Below are 18623 nucleotides of genomic sequence, written 5' to 3'. Positions count from 1 at the left end.
GCTTGGTATGTCGTTGCATCGACAAAGCACTGACTGATCATCCACGTGTCGCCCACGGTTTGATTTGAACTCGTGGGTGGAGTTTCATGAACCTGACGGTTCAGCGTCTGAAGGGTCGGTCCGGTACCTCGCGTTGTAAGGACTACGCGCCCGGTGCTGTCATAATCATAATCCAGCAGAAGATTTCCGGCGGCATCGAGAACGCGATTGATGCGACCATCCAGCGCCGGATTGACTAGATCGACTATATATTCATACTGCCGCGCCGGGCCGCCATTGGCCCAAGTCGCGGACTTCAGAAATCCGGCAGACGAATAGAGTGCCGTGATGACCCGCGATCCGCCGCCGACCTCCGTCCCAGTAACGGTCAGCAACGTGTCGCTGCCCTGAGTGCCATAGGTATAGGAAATCGCATCGCCGCCATTATCTGTCTGGTCCGTCAAATTCCCGGAGACTCCGCCGCCACTATAGGCGAACGTTCGAATGGCTGAGCCGCTGCGCTTGATGCTCGCCAGTTTGAGCGGCGTTTCACTAAGGTTCGTGCCTCCTCCGGGCCGTTGATAGTGGTAGGTCAGCCCCTCGTTGGGATCGGTCACTACAAATTCCGAGCCGACTTGCTGATATGTCCAACCTGGCAAGTCTTCTACCGCACACCATACACCAAAGAGATTGACGCGCGCGAACACAGAAGCCGAGCAACTAAAGCCATTATGCCAGTACGCGTCATTGCCAAGTGATTCTTGCAACGTTCGTCCGCACCGGAATCGATTGTGACCGACGCGAAGCGAGGGCAGCTCTGCCGTCAGATCATTAAGGGTCTTTGCTCCCTGTCCATCAAATTCAGCCGCCTGGCGCTGCTCGTCGGAGAGTGTAGAAATCGGTAACTTGTCTTCATCCGAGAGGGGAGGAGCATCTGCGCACCAAGAAACGGGTAGCTCGTAACTGGCAGAAAAGACCTGAACATTCGTGGAAGCGCTTTGCTGAAAGCGAAAACCCTCCGGGCAATTTCCAGACGCCTCACAAAAAAAATCGTGGTCTCCCCCCCAGTTAAATCGATGTACTCTTAGTTTCACAGATTCGGAGCCAGCATCGCGAGTGCTGCGACCGGGCTTCATGCCGATCTTGATGTAATGTGGGCTTGCGATAAGGTCGGGGTATCGCAGGTCGTTGCTTGTAGAAATCTCGGTTCCGACAATTAGCCTTGGTTGAAACGGCTGAAGCGGCGTCGAGCCACAGTTAAAACTTCCGCCAGTTCGGACTCTACCAAAAACCGTTACATCGAATAAAGACGGATTGAATTCGGCCGTTACAAAAAAGACAGCACCTCTGCAATCGGCAGACGATCCAGTGCCACCAAGGACGAGCTGAAAGCGTGCAGCGGCATCGGTCGGAAAACGATCAGGCGAGCTCTCAAGGGGAACGTCTCGAATGCGACCAAGGCCTCCGATTGACGATAATGAAATTGTGTAGTTTGGAATGAGGCCGAGATTTCCCGCCTGCAAGACACCTGATGGGAAGTTCACAAGCGGGAGTTGGTGGAAGTCAAATGGCGCGCATGAACCAGCACCGCTGTGTGGGTAGAAAAGTGTAGCAAAGCCCGGCCACCACCCGCTAGGCGTAGAGCCGGGACACCCGTCGCACGGCCAACCAGTCGAGGAAATCGTGGGTACACAACGACAATCGGTGCTGCATGGTGAACCTTGTGCAGCATATTCGCAAAACGGTGGAGAACCGGTGCGATCATTGTACATGGGCGGCGTTGGAACCTGCCCCAGTGCTCTTTGCGGAAAAAGAACCGGAATACCGATCGTGAGAACACAGAGGACAATCTTGGAGAATTGTTTGACGAAGGGATGGACAAAATTCATCGGACGGCTCCGGTCTGGATGAACACCTTTTGCATTACTTAAGAAGATCACGCTCGACTGCTCGTTGATGACGGACGATCCACTGTGACGAAAGACTCTACGGCGATGCCGTGTTTACTGTCTCTGCCACGATTCCGCACGAGTCGGGTGGAAGCAGTTCGAGTTCGCAGAGCCGTTCCGAGAACAGCCGTGCCCCGGTCTCGTCATCAAGCTCATCCCACGGCTGCGCTTCGCACCACTCGAAGAAGGCGGGATAGTTCTCGTAGCGCGGTTCCCAAGGCGGAATCCAGTCCACGACCGGCGTCGAAAGATTCCACGCGACTTGATTGGTTTCGTAGGCGGGCGATGTACCGGGGATGGCATCGCTAAATACCGCTTCCGCAATAATGCCAAGCTTCATCGCGACGGCTTTCATTTCCGCGATTCCCGCTGGCTGCTGGTTAGGACCGAATGGCCTTCCGGCGGATTCATAATCTTCGATGGCTTCTCGGATGTCCTCGGTCGATAGCCCGAGTTCCGCCGCCTTGCGGATCGCCCAACATCGGCTCTCAGCGGTGAAAAGCTCTGGCGATGCGATATGTGTCAGGAGCTGTGACGGAGGATTCTGAATCTCAATTTGCCAAGCGTACCAACCGAGAGCGTCGCCGGAGCAAACATCTGCTTCCGCGAACGGCGCTTGCAGGGCGTGAAGCTCCGACAGAATGTCCAGGTCGCCGAACTCCGCAAGCGTCGCGGCCGCGGCGTAGTTAAAGGTCTGGATGTCGGCGGATTCGCGAACGAGAGTACGAAGTGCGGAGATGGCAGTTTGATCCAGTAACGATGCGAACGCCTGCGGCATTTGCCCGGACCGGCCGACGCCGCTGTCCCGCAGCGCGGCTATCGCAGCTTCCTGTCTGGCAGCAATGGAGCTTGGGTTGCTGGCGATGAGTTCAAACGCTTTTTCCTTCGTGACTTGGGTTGCCCACGGCTGCGATGAGAGCCGCCGCCACAAATCTAATGCTGCGGCGCTGTCACCGATAGCATTTAAGCGTTCCGCTCCATGACCGACGGCGTGCGAAAGCAGCGCCTGGCGCGCCGATGGCGTGTCCGCCCCAGCTGTATCCGAAGTTGCCGTTTCAGTCTGTTCAACGGTGTCGGTCCACTGCGACAGCATCGAAATCGTTTCCGTTGCCTGCACCGCGTCGGCATTTTCACACGCGAGACTCAGCGCCGTCATGCGCGTGATGAGCCGCTCGTCTTCTGTCTGCGCGCGAGCCATCAACTTATCCCACACCGATAGCTGGTCGTAGGCAATGGAATTCGTCGTCAGCAGGACGCTGAACATGACCATGAGTCGTCGCATGGAACACCTCTTGGTTGAATTGTCTCCGGCGGAAGGGGAGTGCGATGGCGATACGGCAAGCGTCGGGCGGAGGTAATATCCCCCTCCCGGACCGTTGGGAATCGTGATCTACGCTGTCTGCCGTGTCAAGGCAATGTAACCGATAGGCGAAGTTCAACAGTCGCTTGGCGCCGCGTCAACGAAAAGTATGGCAGCGCATGAAGCAGGGCGGTTGGTTCGGTCGCACCGAACATCGGAATTTGATGCCGAACGAGTACACGTACTTCACTTGTAGTCCAGCCAGCGTGGCTGGACATCATGGGTGACTCGCGGGATCCGCAACCCATTGCAAGATGACTACTTGCGATCAGGTTCAGGCCATTCCAAACGGCCGGCGCAAAACGGTATTACCGTTTTGCGCGACGGTTTGCTCAATCGTCGAGCCGATGAGCTAATTCGTAAGTGATTATTGAGTAATAAGTTATGAAAGCGGGCGATGGGATTCGAACCCACGACGTCCAGCTTGGGAAATCACCAGAGGCCGAGCCTAACTCACCTACTGACAACGACTAACGATTGCGGCACAAGGATTTGCGTCACTGATTCTGGACTGTACGCATACGTGCGAACGGCTGTTTCCGGCCTGGTTCTGACGCAAAACTGACGCAACTTTCTAGAGGGCGAAAAGTGCATGTTCCTGCGGGCTCAGATGGCCCATTCGCGATCAGCGCGATACACTTTTTTCGCACATCACCGTAGGATTGGGCCGTCGCAGACACGGACACGAACGGAGTGGCGAGGCGATTGCCATTTGTCTCACGCGTCTGTCAGACGCCCTTCCGGCCAGGGCCGCCCAAGGTGGCCGATCTCAAGGTGGACTTGAGGGGCTTCGCCGGTCATACTGCTGTGGAACGCTTCGATTCTAGGGGAACGCCATGACGAAGAAACTCGACCCGTGCGTCGATATGTTTGAAATCACGGGCGCTGGCGACATTTACGCGGCGGTGATATCCCAGCTTCAAGCGCACGTGGGACGGGAATTCGCGGTTGAAGACCCCAAGAAGACCTGCGTTCACATCGTCGCCGGGAAGGACGGAACGGCCTACGCTGGGCTGCATCCACGCAAGCGGGCGGTGTTGCTGAATATTCGCTTGGCGTCACCACTCAAGTCGAAGCGCGTCCGGAAGACCGAGCAGGTTTCCGCGAATCGATTCCATTGCGAGATTCTGCTTGAGAAGGTATCGGATGTTGATCGCACACTCATCGACTGGCTTGAACAGGCGCTCTCGCTCTGCCTCGCCGGAAAGCGCGGGGCTCCCGCAGTCGGCAAGACGTGATTTGAAGATCCCTTGCGGCGTTCAAATTGCCTGCGACAGTGCGCCCACGAGGGCGTCCAACAAAACCGTCAGCGTAGCCTGGGCCAGATCAGCAACTAAGACGTTTGTGTCGATCATACACCCCTGCGTCTGGAGCAACAGCGCTCCGCATGCGATTACCGCCATCCTCCTCCGCCATTGTATACAGAATCTCATCTGATTGACTCCTTCCACGAGGGGAACTGTTAACGCCCGGATGCGGAGTTTCCGTCGAGGCGTTGTCCATTTTCCTCACTCGAACATCAATTGCTTGATTGCGGCATGATCGGAATTCCGACCGCTCAAACAATCTCCATTGATCACTTACTACTTATGACCTTCATCCCCAAAGGGGTCGCGCCCTGGTTCTCTCCGCAACAGCGGTTCGGAATTGCTCAATCTGAGCGTGGCGCAATGCGCTTGTACCGGCTTTCCTTCCTCCACCAGGGAATTCACGACAAAAAATTGGCCACACTCGGAGCAAATCCTGACTTCCCAGAATCTGGAATCCTGCCAGAGGTACTCAACTGCTCCGCCTGCGGTTGGCCGATGGCACCAAGGGCACTCCCGCGCAGCGGCAAGTAGGGCGCGCGTCAAGGGGTGCTTGGCACTATCGATGTTCGGATCGCTCCGCGCTTTCTCCGCGGCTGGCACAAATGGAACTTCGTCTTGCATGGGAACCTTGTCCGCTTTCGGTGCTCGTTCGCTCCCCACGTCCAATGGCCTCGGTGCTCAGCATCCATTCGAGCGATGCGGCGCGCGCCGCGCACTTCGGCAGATTCTGGTCCACGACGGTGCTTGACGGCTCCGCAGCCGCCGATAGGATATAAGCGACGGACTGGTCCGTCAACTAATCCAGGTCGCTTAAATGCGTGGGAATTTGGATCGTGAAAACCAAGGTCAAACCTGTTCGTGGAAGGCCGAAAGACGATTCTCTGGTGGCTCGCCGCCGGGGGGAGATTTTGGACGCTGCGACCCGGCTCTTCGCGGTCGGCGGGTATGCGAGGACGGACGTTCAGGTCGTCGCCAACGATCTCGGCGTCGGCAAGGGCACTATCTATCGCTATTTCGAGGCGAAGGAGGCGCTGTTTCTGGCGGCGGTTGACCGTGCCATGCACCGCCTCCGCGAGGTCGTCGAAGCCGCCGTCGATGAGCACGGCGACCCGCTGGAGCAGCTTGCGGCCGCAGTTCGCGCGTACCTGGCCTTCTTCGACGCGCACCCGGACTGTGTTGAGCTTCTGATCCTGGAGCGAGCCGTGTTCAAGGACCGCAAAAAGCCGACCTACTTCGAGCACCGCGATGCGAACATCGGGCGCTGGTTGGACTTGTTCCGGGGTCTAATCTCGGCAGGACGAGTTCGTGCCGCTCCTGTCGAGGACATTGCCGACACGATCAGCGACCTGCTGTACGGCACAATTTTCACAAATCATTTTACCGGCCGTCGTGAACCGCTTGAATCGCAGGCGCGACGCATACTCGAAGCGTACTTTCTCGGGATTCTCAGCGACGCGGAACGAGTCCGCCACGACCGTTACCGGAGGCGCGCGTAATGAGCTGCCGCGTTGCCGTCTCCTCAGTTGCCGTAATTTGCCTGGCAGGTTGCACGCCCATGCGCGACGCACCCACCTATCGGCCGCGCGCCTTGGACCGTGCGAATTCCATTGTTCGGAACACGCCCGCAGTGGCGACGCAGCCAGCGGCAGCACTTGGCCAGCAAAGCGCTCTCAGTTTGAATGACTGCATCGAGATCGCCCTTAAGAGCAACCGGCGCATTAGCATCGCCGACCGGCGCGTACTCATCGCGCGCGATCGCGTCTCGGAAGCGATCGCCATGACGATGCCCCAACTCAGCGTTGAAGGCCGCTTCACTTCGCGCAACAACGACTCTGGCATTCAGCGACCCGCGCCGAGCCTGCGGAATCAACTGCGACAGTCTTTGACCCAGGCGGCGGCGACTTCGCTCGTCGAGCAGGCCGGGCTCACGCCAACGGGCCAGTTTCTGCAACCGACCGGCGCTGGGCCGAGTTTCTCGGGGACGTTCAGCGAGCGCGACGTGTGGACCAGCCGTGTCTCGCTCATCGTCCCCATCTACGACTTTGGACGATCCGAATTCGTCCGCCAAGTCCAGGAGGGCCGCGTGCAGACGGCTCGCTACGATGCTCGGCGTGAGCGACAGGACGTGGCTTTTGCAGTAAGCCAATCATACTACCGCATCCTGGAGGCCGAGAAGATCAAGCGCGTCGTCGAAGAGTCCATTCGGGTCGTTGAGCGGCAACTGGAGATCGCACGGGACTTTCAGTCGCAGGGGTTGGTCGCAGCGAACGACGTACTGGCGGCGGAGGTTCAGCTCGCGGAACGGCGCCAGCAACTGAGCCAGGCTGAGAACAACATCCAGCTAGCGATTGCGACGCTCAATCGCCAGATAGGCGCCGATGTGACGGAGCCGACCACGGTCGTCGACGTGCTGGAGGTGGAACCGTGGCGCGGGCGGTTCACCGACGCATTGATGCTTGCAATCGGCACGCGACCGGACCTGGCATCGGTCAGACGGCAGATCGAAATCGCCCGCGACGAGTATCGCGCGACGCGGGCCGAGGGGACCGCACCGCGAATCTTCGGTTTCGCCGACTACAACTGGTCGAGCGACGAATTTCTGCTGAACAATGAGTGGCTCAGCGGCGGCGTGGCCGTGCAAATCCCGATCTTCGACGGGGGCGTGACCATCGCACGGCTTCAGCGGCAGCGCAAGGAGATCGCGGAAACCGTGGATCGCTACGACGAGCAGGTGGACAACATCGTGCTGGACATCAAGCAGTCTTACCTGAATGTCAACGAATCCGCCGGACGAATCCCGGTCGCCCGGAAGGCTGTGGAACTGGGGGAGGAAAACCTGCGGATCGTGCGCGATCAATACGGGGAAGGCCTCTTGACCAGCGCGGATGTGCTGACCGAAGAAGACCGGCTCTCGCAGGCACGCTCCAACTACTACCAGTCGCTTTACGACTATCACAGTTCATACGCGCGGCTGGTTCATGCAATTGGCGGCGAGCCGCCCGCGGAGACGCAAGGCCCATGACGTTCAGGAATCCCAATACCTTCGGGGCATCGCTGTGTCTGATCCTGGCGACGCTATCCACGGGTTGTGACAACAAGAATCCCGAGCCAGCAAAGGCTCTGTCAGCAACTGCGCCGACCTCTACGACGCAAAGCGATCCGCGCATGCCCGCCGGCCAATGGGTCGTCGTTTCGCGTCGTCCGGTGCGACAGTCTACGTCGGCAGTAGGTTCTTTCCGCGCGCGGCAAACGACCTTGCTTGGCTCGCAAGTCTCAGGCCGGGTCGAGAAAGTCCTGGTTGACGTGGGCGATGCCGTACGAACCGGCCAGGAGCTTGTGCAGCTCGACCCCACGTTTTTTGCGATCGAAGTCGAGCAGAGGGAGGCGGACGCGCAGGCAGCCGAGGTGAAACTCGCGGGAGGACGCGAGACGCTCAAGGCCATAGAGGCGGAAGTGCAAGTTGCGAAGACGGCCGTCGCGGAAAGCGAACTCGAACACACCCGGATGAAGAATCTATGGGAGAAGCCCCCGGGAGAAACCCCGTCGATCCCGAAGCAGCGATACGATGCGGCGCGTTTCGGCTTTGAGCAATCCCGGGCGCGGCTTCAGGCGGCCCAATCGCGGGTCGCCGAGCAGGCGGCCAAGCTGCGTGAGCACGAAGCCGGCGTGAAACAGGCCAAGGAGGCGCTTCACTACGCGAAGGAACGGCTCGACGAGACGATCATCCGTGCGCCCTATGACGCGATCGTCGCTCGACGATTGGTCGATCCCGGTGAGCCGGTGACGGCAACGCCTGTAACACACCTGCTCGAAGTTCAGGAAGTCGGCACTCTCTATCTTGAGTACTCGCTGCCACAGGAACTGCTTTCCGCCGTGAAGCCCGGCACGCGTGTGACCTTCGACGCAGAGGGCGTGAGCGAGGAAGTCGAGGAAACGCGGTCAACCATCGGCATCGTCTATCCGACGTTGGACGAAGCGACGCGGTCCTTCCGATGCCGCAGTCTTGTGATCAATCCGAAACTGACGTTCCGGCCAGGAATGCTGACGAGGGTAGAGATTGTGACAGGCGAGTCAGAGCCCGTGCTTGCGGTCCCGCGTCTCGCGCTGGAACGATCCTCGCGAGGCTGGGCGGTAAAGGTCTCAAATGACGGCCATGGCGTCGAGCGTTACGTCGAGATTGGGGCGATGGACGAGACCTGGGCAGAGGTCCGGTCGGGGTTGGTCGAAGGCGACCGCATATTGGTTCCGGAACCTGGGACGACGACGCGGCCGGATCAAGGGTAGCCTCAATGACACTCTCAGACATCGCCATTCGCCGCCCGGTTTTCGCCTCGATGGTGCTCTCCGCGATCATCGTGTTCGGCGTGATCTCCTATCGCCGCGTCGGAATCGATCTCTTTCCGCGCGTCGAGTTCCCCGTGATCACCGTTGTCTCGGTGCTTCCGGGCGCCGACCCGGAGACGGTGGAACTCACGGTGACTGACCTCATCGAGGAGGCCATTTCGACCATCAGCTCGATCAAGCACCTGCGCTCGACCAGCACCGACAGCGTCTCGCAGGTGGTCGTCGAATTCGAGCTGGATAAGGACATCGACGTGGCCTACCAGGAGGTCGTCGCCAAGATCGGCACCGTGCGTTCGGAGCTGCCGGATGACCTCGAAGAGCCCGTCGTCGAGAAATTCGATGTGGACGCTTCGCCGATCATGGCCGTCGTGGTGTCGGGGGACATGCCCATCCGCGACCTCACCTACCTCGCGGATAAGACGGTCAAGGAGCGGCTCCAGCGCGTCCCTAACGTCGGACAGGCCAAGCTGGTGGGCGGGCGGCAACGGCAGATATGGCTCTGGTTGGATCGCACGAGGCTCGAAGGATACCAGCTTTCCGTTCAGGATGTAATCGACGCACTGCGGGCTGAGCACATCGAATTTCCGGGCGGTCGCGTCGAATCCGGCGCACGCGAGTACGTGGTCAAAACTAAGGCCGAATTCGAATCAGAAGATCAATTTAACAACATGGTTGTCGCCTACCGGAACGGAGCACCCGTTCGCGTAAAGGACCTGGGTCGGGCCGAAGACGGTCTGGAAGAGGAGCGCAGTTTCGCGCGGCTCAATCAAGTGCGCGCCGTGTCCCTGTTGGTTCGCAGGCAGTCCGGCACAAATACCGTCCATGTCGCGCACGATGTAAAGGCGGAGGTTGAAAAGCTCCAGCGCGAGCTGGGGCCGCAGGGGGTGCGACTGGCCATCGCGCAGGACATGTCGCGGTTCATCGAGCACTCCGTCGACGAAGTGAAGTTTCACATTGTCTTCGGGGGCGGCCTGGCCATCCTGATCGTCTTCATATTCCTTCGCAATCCGCGGAGCACGTTTATCAGTTCGCTCGTACTTCCCACCGCGATCATGGGCACCTTCATCCTGATGAACATTCTTGACTTTTCCCAAAACATGATGACCCTGCTGGGCTTGTCGCTGGCGGTGGGGCTGCTGATCGACGATGCCATCGTCGTTCAAGAGAACATCATGCGGCACGTTGAGGAGGGCATGTCCGCGCGCGAGGCAGCGTCTCACGGTACGCACGAGATCACGCTGGCCGTGCTGGCCACGACGCTTTCTGTTGTCGCCGTTTTTGTGCCCGTCGCGTTCATGGAGGGCATCGTCGGTCGCTTCTTTTACCAATTCGGCATGACCGTCGCGTTTGCCGTGATGATTTCCATGTTCGTGTCGTTCACGCTGGACCCGATGCTGTCCTCGCGCATCTTGAAACCCCCCAAGCGCGGCCGTCTTTTCCAGCTATCGGAGCGGATGTTTCTGGCTATCGACCGAGCATATGAATGGCTGCTGGCACGCTCTATTCGGCATCGCTGGATCGTTGTCGGCGTTGCCGTTGCGACCTTTGTGTTCTCGATCTACATCGGCCAGTTCCTGCGCTCGGAATTCCTGCCGCTGGAGGACCAGAGTGAGTTCAACGTCAAGGTCAAGGCCCCGCTGGGCGCTTCGCTGGCCGTCACGGACTCGTTGTTCGAGCGCATCCGGGACCGGGTAAAGGACCAAGAGTGGTTGGACTATACATTCGTCACGATAGGCGCAGATGAGCTTCAGCGCGTCAACGAAGGCACGATGTATATCAAGATGCACGAGAAGGACCAGCGAAGCATCAGCCAGAATGACGCCATGATCTGGATGCGCCAGCAAGTCGCAGAAATGGGCGACGCAAAGGTCAGCGTGGAGATCGTGCCGCGCGTCGCCGGCGGCGGCCGTAAATGGGCCGACGTGCAACTCGAAATTCGCGGGAATGATTTGGATCGGCTGGAGGCGATCTCCAATGCAGTGATTTCCCGAATGCGGCAAACAGAAGGGTATGTGGACATTGACACGACCTATGAGAAGAACAAGCCGGAGGTCAATATCTTCGTCAAGCGCGACCGCGCCGCGGACCTGGGCGTCAACCCAATGGCTGTCGCCTCGGCCGTCAATGCGCTGATTGGAGGCGAGGACATAGGCAAGTTCAAAGCCGAAGGTGAACGCTATGACGTAAGCGTCCGGCTCCAGGAGCCATTCCGATCCCGTCCGCAGGACATCGAACAGTTGACAGTCCGCAACCGCAAGGGCGAACTCATCGATTTGCGAAACGTGGCTTATGTCCGCGAGGAGGCCGGCCCCGTGCAGATTGATCGCTATAACCGGGCCAGACAGATCACCGTTCTCGCCAATCTCGTGCGCGACAAAAAGGTGCTTGGAGAAGCCGTCTCCGAGCTATCGGCGGTCGTTAATCAGGTAGGCCTGCCAGCGGGGTACAGCTTTGGATTCGCCGGCCAAGCCGACAACATGAAGGAAGCGTTTGCCAATCTGCTCTTCGCGTTGTTTCTTGCCATCGTTATTGTGTACATGGTGCTGGCCTCGCAGTTCGAGAGCCTGGTGCATCCCTTCACGATCATGCTCGCCTTGCCGCTTTCGGTCGTCGGTGCGTTCGGGCTGTTGCTCCTCAGCAAGATGACAGTAAGCATCTACACGATGATCGGCATCATTCTCTTGATGGGACTTGTCACCAAGAACGGCGTGCTCCTGGTCGATTTCATCAACACGCTTCGTCATCGGGACGGACTCGAACGCAATGCGGCCATCCTCAAGGCCGGCCCGATCCGGCTTCGCCCGATTCTCATGACGACGTTGGCACTGATCTTCGGCATGCTGCCCATAGCGATTGGAACCGGCGCGGGCGCCGAGTCGCGTCAGCCGATGGCAATCGCCGTCATCGGCGGCCTCACCACTTCGACCTTGCTGACACTGATTGTCGTCCCGGCGGTATATACGATCGTGGATGATCTGGTGCATCCATCAACCTGGCGCTTGGTGCAATGGTTCCGAAAGCATGATAAAAGGAAAGACGCCCTCCCTTCTTTCAAGTCATAGGGGTATTGGACGACGCGATTGGGGCCTTCGCTTCGCTCGGCGCAGTCTTCACTCGCATCGCGCCGAAGACCGCGATCTGACGGCTCCAAAATTTAGGAGACGCGACAGCCAGCTTCCTAGCGACTGTTTCCGGACTGGATCTGACGCAAATACTACATCTGTCGTAGGTTATCTGCATCGGAAGTGCTTGTCTTTATTGATGTTATGAAAGCGGGCGATGGGATTCGAACCCACGACGTCCAGCCTGGAAAATCGCCAGAAGGTGAACCTAAGCCACGTTCTGACAACGATTAACGGTTGTGGCGCAGAGGTTTGCGTCACTGATTCCGGCCTGTACGCTTACTAGCTAACAACTGTTCTCAGGCTCGTTCTGACGCAAATCTGACGCAAATCGCGCTCGGTCCCTAATCCGGCTTCCCACGAATCTCCCTCCCGAAGTTGACAAACTACTCAACGTTGAGTATATTATCAACATGGCTCAATCGTTCGGACAGCTGCTGCGGTCACGACGCCGAGACGCCGGCATCAGCCAGCGTCGACTCGCCGAGGAAGTGGGCGTGGATTTTTCCTACGTCAGCAAGCTGGAAAACGACCGAATCCCCGCTCCGGCGGGCGACACAATTCTGCGGATTGCCAAGGCCGTCCGCTGCGACGCCGAGGAGCTATTGGCAGCTGCTAGGAAAATGCCCTCTCAAGTGGAGGAGGCCATAGTTCAGGCACCTGAAGCTCAGCGCTTCCTTCAAGCCGCCTCCTCGATGAAACTCTCGCGCAAGGAGTGGGAAGCCCTGATTGGCAAGCTGGAGAGCTTGCGAGATCCTGGCCAGGAGGGCAGCAACGGATGAGTTACCGCTACTCATATTCGAGACGAATCACGCTCGATACCTGCCTGCGACAGTACTTCTATCAGTATTACGCGGCCGACAAGGACTGCCCCTTAAGAGATGAACTCAAGGCTGACGTTCGCCGCCTCAAGGCGCTGTCCAACTGTGACATGCTCGCCGGGAAGATCCTGGAACAACAGATTCGCCTTCACCTCCGTCGCGGTGCCGAATGGAGCCCCGCGTGGTTTCTTCAACGGGCACTGAATGACTTTGATCGCATCGTCGAACAGAACCGAAGTGGAGACACGGCCTCCTTGCGTTCCGACAATGCCCTTTTGGAGTTTTTCGGGCCCGATTCTGCCGCACAAGACGCCACTGGCAGGGCGAGAGGCAAGCTCTCGCTGGCGCTTCACCATTATTTCGACGCTCCAGAATTGGTCCGTTTACGAGCTTCAATCGCAGGCGCTGGCGTGACGGTTGGCAAGAAAATCTCCGGGCTGCGCGTCGGACGCTGGATCATCACCGGTGAAATCGACTTGCTCGTGTTCGATGCGGCGAACTCGCGGATCATAGACTGGAAGATCGGCATATCGCACGGTCCCCAGGATAGCCTGCAGTTGTTCATCTACTCATGGTTCGCGTCCGAAGATGCAGCTTTGCGAGGCACAACCATCACGGCCCAGCGCGCATTTCTCGGCAACGGGACGCTCGAACCACCAACGCTGCTTACCACTGAACATATCCATCGAGGTCGCGCACGTGTGTTGCAGGACATCGAGCTCATGGACGAGCTTGATCAGTACGGGCGAGAAGGTGTTGAAGAGGTATTTACGCCATGCATGAAAGAGAACGTCTGCCGGCGGTGCAAGTTCCAGTCGATTTGTCCGAAGATCACAGCCGCCCCCAACTGGAAACAAACATACGAATCGCTGCCCCTTTTTCAGGCAATGAGCTGACGCTTCAACGACTCCAAGTGCAATCGGCTGATCGTTCGCCCATGCTGCTTCAAGGCGTGTGCAGTTTGCTGAGAACCCGACACGGCGTAATCGCGGTGCCCGCCTCTTCCGCCCAAAGGGAACTGATTGCATGCAATGCGGGCTCTGCGCCGCTGCAATTGGAGGGTGATACCTGGCATGCTACGGTCCACCCCGGTTCGAATCGCCGGCTCAGTGTCGTGGCCGAGCCCGACCAAAGCGTTCTTGCTGAACTCGTGCAGAAGACCCTGGTTCATTCCTTTCATCGTTCAGACCGCTATGTCAGAACCTCTCAGTCAGTCCGCTACTGGCATGACCCCAAGCCGGAGCAGGTCGCTGGCGGCATCGAAATGCTCCCGCGCCTTTCCTTCTCTACGATTGCACTTCCGGATCTTGGAATTGGCGTCATTTTCGATTTTCACCACCTGTTTCAAACCGAGATGACAGTCGCGGACTACTTCGATGAGCACATTCCCGCGAGCGCGCGAGACCAGCGCCGCAGGGAGTTCAATCGCCTTCGGCAGCATCGCAACGATCGCCGGGGGACTCTGCTCTATCAGGTCCGGCGAACCGTAGCACAGGTATGCTATTTTCACGAGTTCGCCTCTGGCACCACCTGCGCCACAACAGGCGCCATTAAGCTGCCACATGAGACTTATGGTTCCCTTTTCGAGTATTACCAGGCAACCCGACCTTCGCTTGAGATCGCTCCAGATGACCCTGTAGCCTATGTCTCATTCCCCGGCATGATCGGCGCGAAGCCTGTCGCTGCCAAACTGCTGCGATTACGCGTTTCGCTTGACCCGCGATTCATGCCCAAGCAGCTACGATCGCGCACCACGATGCCGCCATCAGAGCGGCGCGACAAGCTCTTGCAATTGTGGCGTACCTTGAATCCGAACCCGCTCAAGACACTCGGCCTCCAAATGAACGAGGATCTCTGGCGGCCAACCGTAGATCAGCACGAATTACTTCCCTGCCCGACACTCTCATTCGGATTGGCTCGAGCTGTCCGCCCGCCTGCTGAGCCTTCCGTTCGCGCCTATCGCACATACTTTGCGAGGCGCCGCGACGCGTTGGCCAAGGGAGGCGTATTTCGATTTGAGGAGTCCGTTGGTCGGCAGCTTCATGTAGTCGTCCCTCGGTCAATTGGGGATTGGAGCGACGCCGTGACGGAGGCTCTTGTGGCGGGTGTTGTCGACCTGCTTCAAGACTTTTGCGGGCGCACGTTTAACGTGCGTGTTGTGCAAGCCGACAGCTCTGAAGAAATGGTTGCCAAGCTTTCCGGATCCACCGGGGTCGCGGTGATTGTATTCGACGACCGTGATCGAGCGGCGTATTCGATTCTGTCACACGAGCTGGCGGGCTGGCGTATCAAACGCATGACCAAATTCAAACTGCTGAAAGCGTGGCACGCTCGCAATGCACATGGACAGAATTCTAACGGTTTCGCGCGCCAATGGGATGACATACTGCTGCATTCGGTGTACGACCTGCTTAACCAGATGGAGTGTACTCCGTGGCGAATCGCAGATTGGCCGTATGAGAGCTGCTTGGCCATCGATGTAAGCGAGGCTCGCCGTTATTTCGCACTGTCCCTGCTAATTTGCCGAGACCAAGGCCTCCGCCCTGGCATCTTCCGGACGACTGTCGCCTGGCCGAAGGGCGATCACCAGCACGAAACTATCAATCCTCGCCAACTCGCGGACAAGATCGAGGCGCTAATGAACGACTACAGGGGATCTTCATTTGATCCGTTACGCTCGATGCTTGTGCTTCGCGACGGTCATGAGTGTGGATTCGAACTTCAGGGTATTCGGGAGGGCTTACTGCGATGGAAGAAGCGCGATTACCTCGCCCAGGCTGCGGTTGTCGACGTGCTCGACGTGCACAAGAAAACCGTCAAGCACGCGAGGATGTGGAAGCATCGGTTTTCGAAACCAGCGGACACCGAGAATGCACTTGAAGGGCAAGCGATATATTTGACGCCCAACACCGCCCTCGTCACCTGTACGGGCGCCGCGACGCTATCGCGGCGGGCGACGGCTGACCCGTGCATGCTGGTTGCCCACGATGGCAGTGATCTACGTCGCGGCACCAAGGGATTCTTCGCGCTCTCGCACCTGAATTTCACAAGCCCGGGCAAGGCGTATCGCTACGCGCAGCCGCTTCGAGATAGCGATGAAATCCTAAGAGACCGCGTTGCACGTGACATGAGGGGGATTAGGTAGACGGAGAAAGACCATGAGTCAGGAATGGCTTGACATACAGAGCTTCTTTTCGGATCTGTCGCTGTTGCAAGCGATCAACGATCTCTCGATCGGTATCAAGCACGACCTAGCCGGCGTTTCCGATCCCGACCGCCGTCACCGTGTCCAGCGTGCACAAGAAACGCTACGTCGGTTCTTCGCGGAGTTACAACGACTCGCCGATGTTCCCGAGCAAGAGCGCTTCTTGGGATTAGACGAACGATTGAAAGAGCTGGCGACCGGATTCGAGAACGCCCAGCGGGATGCCAGCAATTTTCACTCAACGCTTATGCGCGCCGGTCCCGGTGCGGCCGCCACGTTGCTGGACGCAAAGGACCGTCGAGCAAAACAGGAATTGCTCGATTGCCTGGCTGAGCTGCGGCGCGTTGTGTCGCGACACCAGCAGGCGAATGTGTCGGCAATCGTCGAGGACTTTTGATGCGCGCGTCGCTCGTGCATGCCAATCGAGACTTGCTGCACCAAATCGAAGTTGTGCAGTCAGCGATCGGCGGCACGCCGACCGTGCGCGAACTGACTGCCTTTGCAGGGCACGTGTCGCAGGTGTGCGCCCAACTCCGTGCCGATGTCCTTAGAACACTCAAGGATCTCGAATTTGATCTACCTGATACGCTCCCGGACATCCTTGATCAGACTCAACGCACAACGCAGTTATTTGACCTGATTAACGCTCGTTTCGCCGCGCCGATCATCCGTCACCGACCTGAAGACCGCCTTGCCCTATTGGTTCTGCGGTGGCTTCACGATTCACACGCCGCGACCGTGTCATTGCCCTTCGGAATCAGTGACGGAGTATTCGCGGTATATCCAACAGATAGAGTACCGCCGATCTACTTGCTGCCCGTCTCACGTCGCCTGACGTTGCTATATCTTCCGTTGTTGTTTCACGAGTTCGGCCATTTGTTGTACGTCTGCCGAAAGCGCGAAATGGACGATTTGGTCGCGGACTTTCAGCGGCGCGTCGGCGATGTACTGGCGCCTGCCACGGTGCGCCAGCGTGGCGCCGGCAGCAGCGATGATTCGTTTCGGCAGCGCGTGATGACCGTGTGGTACAATTGGGTCCAAGAGTTTTTCTGCGATGCTGTCGGCCTTGCGATCGGCGGCGAGTCTTTTCTGAAGTCCTTTTCTCACTATTTTCATCTTCGCTCAACCGAGGAATACTACGTTCCGCAAAAGGACCAACTTATGCGGCGCCATCCCGTCACCCGTTTGAGGGCCCGATTGCTGATTGACAAGGGGGAGCAGGCCGGTCTGCACTCAGTTACGGAGCAGATCCAACAATCATGGAACGACGCAGCCGGCCTCATGAACATCCGTGAGGACTATGAGGGCACCTGGCTTGAGGAGCTCTTCGTGCCTTTGCGCCGGACACTGGACGACATGCTCGAAGAGGCCCATCCCGAGACCAGCGCCAGCCAGAACACCGTTGCCAAATTCAATCCCGTCTCCCTTACGTCGGAGGCGTGGAGGCGCTTCGAGCAAGATCCAGGCTCCTACGGACCCTGGGAACGGCAAGCAATCGAAGAATGCCTGAGAACTGCCTGAGGCGGGCGTTCAGCCGGCCTTTCCATTTCCGTAATGGCCACGGGCGGTTTTTTGCAGGCCCCCCCGCGCACCGCGCCAGCGGGCACCTGTCAAATACCCGTCGTGAGCGATTCTTGACGGCGAGGGCTCCGCGGGCGGGTCACGCGATTTCTTCCTGGGCAAGGTTATTGGGGCGGTTCTTAGCTGGATATAATGCTGCGGGCGGCCATCCGTGGCCCCCATGCTGCTCTTTGAAAACCCGGTGGACAGGCGCGAACGAACGAGTCGCGATCACTCGGCCTTAACCCCCTCGTGGGGTTTACATGAGCCTTCCCGGTCCAGGCTCCAAACAATTCGACCGGAGAGGTTCGGCGTTCGAACGAGGCAAGACTGCCTAGGCCCTTTTTTCCTCGCGACGGTTGTTTCTCCTCCCGTGCTTGACCGGCCTTCCGCCACCGCGGAGGGCCGTTGAAGTGATTGGGTAAACCAGGTCATTGGATGAACCACTGACCTTTAACATAGGAGAACAAGCCATGGCAAACCATGACTTTGAATACAACAGGAAGCGAGGAAGGAAGAAGGGCGATCGGCGTAAGAAGGGACAGTCATCGCTGGGGCTGATCTTATGGCGGATCAAACACACGCTGGTATTGCTGGCGTTTACCGTCATGATGATCGGCATCATGCTGGCCGTGCTTCTGATTTTCGTCGCACGGATCAGGGCCAGCGGCCTCTAAAACGCCGAACAACGCGGGCGCCCGATTTTTCGGTCGTCCGCGTTTACCCTGGAGCATCTCCGCTCCAGGGTTTCTTTTTTGGGTCCTTCCGCCATTTCCGTGGGTGTGTTTCGGTAGGGTTCTGTTCGGTTTTGGACCGTTCTCGCGATCAAACGTGACTGGTGGTTCGATGTTTGGGTTTAGCGCATTCAGGCCCCCGGCAGCCCCGAATCAGGCGAAACCCCCCGAAAACGAAGGATTTCGCCCGTGCCGTACGGCCCCGTCGCGGCGCTCGGGTCGCTCCCCAGCGTTGCCCT

General features: G+C 58.3%; 14 protein-coding genes. 11 read left to right on the top strand and 3 right to left on the bottom strand.

From position 1 onward, the window contains the following. Together KF841_03190 and KF841_03185 are read right to left on the bottom strand one after the other, a co-directional pair. A partial coding sequence (locus tag KF841_03190; GenBank protein MBX3394352.1) for an RHS repeat protein occupies positions 1–1868 on the bottom strand: 1868 nt, incomplete at its 3' end. A 97-nt stretch (positions 1869–1965) separates the two neighbouring features. Next, positions 1966–3210, bottom strand: coding sequence for a hypothetical protein (locus tag KF841_03185; protein ID MBX3394351.1), 1245 nt, complete (start codon positions 3208–3210; stop codon positions 1966–1968). 914 nt (positions 3211–4124) lie between these two features. On the opposite strand from KF841_03185, the gene KF841_03180 reads away from it, so the two are divergent. Further along, positions 4125–4526: a hypothetical protein gene (locus KF841_03180; protein MBX3394350.1), complete on the top strand. Its 402-nt coding sequence runs from the start codon at positions 4125–4127 to the stop codon at positions 4524–4526. A 21-nt stretch (positions 4527–4547) separates the two neighbouring features. Here KF841_03180 and KF841_03175 read toward each other — a convergent pair whose 3' ends face one another. Further along, positions 4548–4721 (bottom strand): hypothetical protein, encoded by a 174-nt coding sequence (locus KF841_03175; protein ID MBX3394349.1) that lies wholly within the window; start codon positions 4719–4721, stop codon positions 4548–4550. 710 nt (positions 4722–5431) lie between these two features. Between KF841_03175 and KF841_03170 the strand changes: the two genes are divergently transcribed. The 10 genes from KF841_03170 (at position 5432) to KF841_03125 (ending at position 18327) form a co-directional block, all read left to right on the top strand. Beyond that, positions 5432–6094: a TetR/AcrR family transcriptional regulator gene (locus KF841_03170; protein MBX3394348.1), complete on the top strand. Its 663-nt coding sequence runs from the start codon at positions 5432–5434 to the stop codon at positions 6092–6094. Continuing rightward, a complete protein-coding gene (locus KF841_03165) occupies positions 6094–7620 on the top strand; it encodes a TolC family protein (GenBank protein MBX3394347.1) in 1527 nt (508 codons plus the stop codon). The genes KF841_03170 and KF841_03165 overlap by 1 nt, the downstream gene beginning before the upstream one ends. Then, positions 7617–8882 carry an efflux RND transporter periplasmic adaptor subunit gene (locus tag KF841_03160; GenBank protein MBX3394346.1) on the top strand — a complete coding sequence of 422 codons (1266 nt, stop codon included), beginning with the start codon at positions 7617–7619 and terminating at the stop codon, positions 8880–8882. Before KF841_03165 ends, KF841_03160 begins: the two co-directional genes overlap by 4 nt. 5 nt (positions 8883–8887) lie before the next feature. After that, a complete protein-coding gene (locus tag KF841_03155; protein MBX3394345.1) occupies positions 8888–12004 on the top strand; it encodes an efflux RND transporter permease subunit in 3117 nt (1038 codons plus the stop codon). Between the two features lie 473 nt (positions 12005–12477). Then, a complete protein-coding gene (locus tag KF841_03150) occupies positions 12478–12846 on the top strand; it encodes a helix-turn-helix transcriptional regulator (protein MBX3394344.1) in 369 nt (122 codons plus the stop codon). After that, positions 12843–13781, top strand: a complete 939-nt coding sequence (locus KF841_03145; GenBank protein MBX3394343.1) for a PD-(D/E)XK nuclease family protein — start codon at positions 12843–12845, stop codon at positions 13779–13781. The genes KF841_03150 and KF841_03145 overlap by 4 nt, the downstream gene beginning before the upstream one ends. A 41-nt stretch (positions 13782–13822) precedes the next feature. Beyond that, positions 13823–16030, top strand: coding sequence for a hypothetical protein (locus KF841_03140; GenBank protein MBX3394342.1), 2208 nt, complete (start codon positions 13823–13825; stop codon positions 16028–16030). Between the two features lie 13 nt (positions 16031–16043). Next, on the top strand, positions 16044–16487 hold the full coding sequence (locus KF841_03135; GenBank protein ID MBX3394341.1) for a hypothetical protein: 444 nt from the start codon (positions 16044–16046) through the stop codon (positions 16485–16487). After that, positions 16487–17611 carry a hypothetical protein gene (locus KF841_03130; GenBank protein ID MBX3394340.1) on the top strand — a complete coding sequence of 375 codons (1125 nt, stop codon included), beginning with the start codon at positions 16487–16489 and terminating at the stop codon, positions 17609–17611. Before KF841_03135 ends, KF841_03130 begins: the two co-directional genes overlap by 1 nt. A gap of 512 nt (positions 17612–18123) precedes the next feature. Continuing rightward, positions 18124–18327, top strand: coding sequence for a hypothetical protein (locus KF841_03125; protein ID MBX3394339.1), 204 nt, complete (start codon positions 18124–18126; stop codon positions 18325–18327). The last annotated feature ends 296 nt before the right edge of the window (positions 18328–18623 follow it).

Source organism: Phycisphaerae bacterium (genome assembly GCA_019636475.1).
In the GTDB taxonomy this organism is placed as follows: domain Bacteria; phylum Planctomycetota; class Phycisphaerae; order UBA1845; family UTPLA1; genus JADJRI01.
The sequence above is the reverse complement of the archived record's forward strand: the minus strand, read 5'-3'. Positions and strand labels throughout refer to the sequence as shown.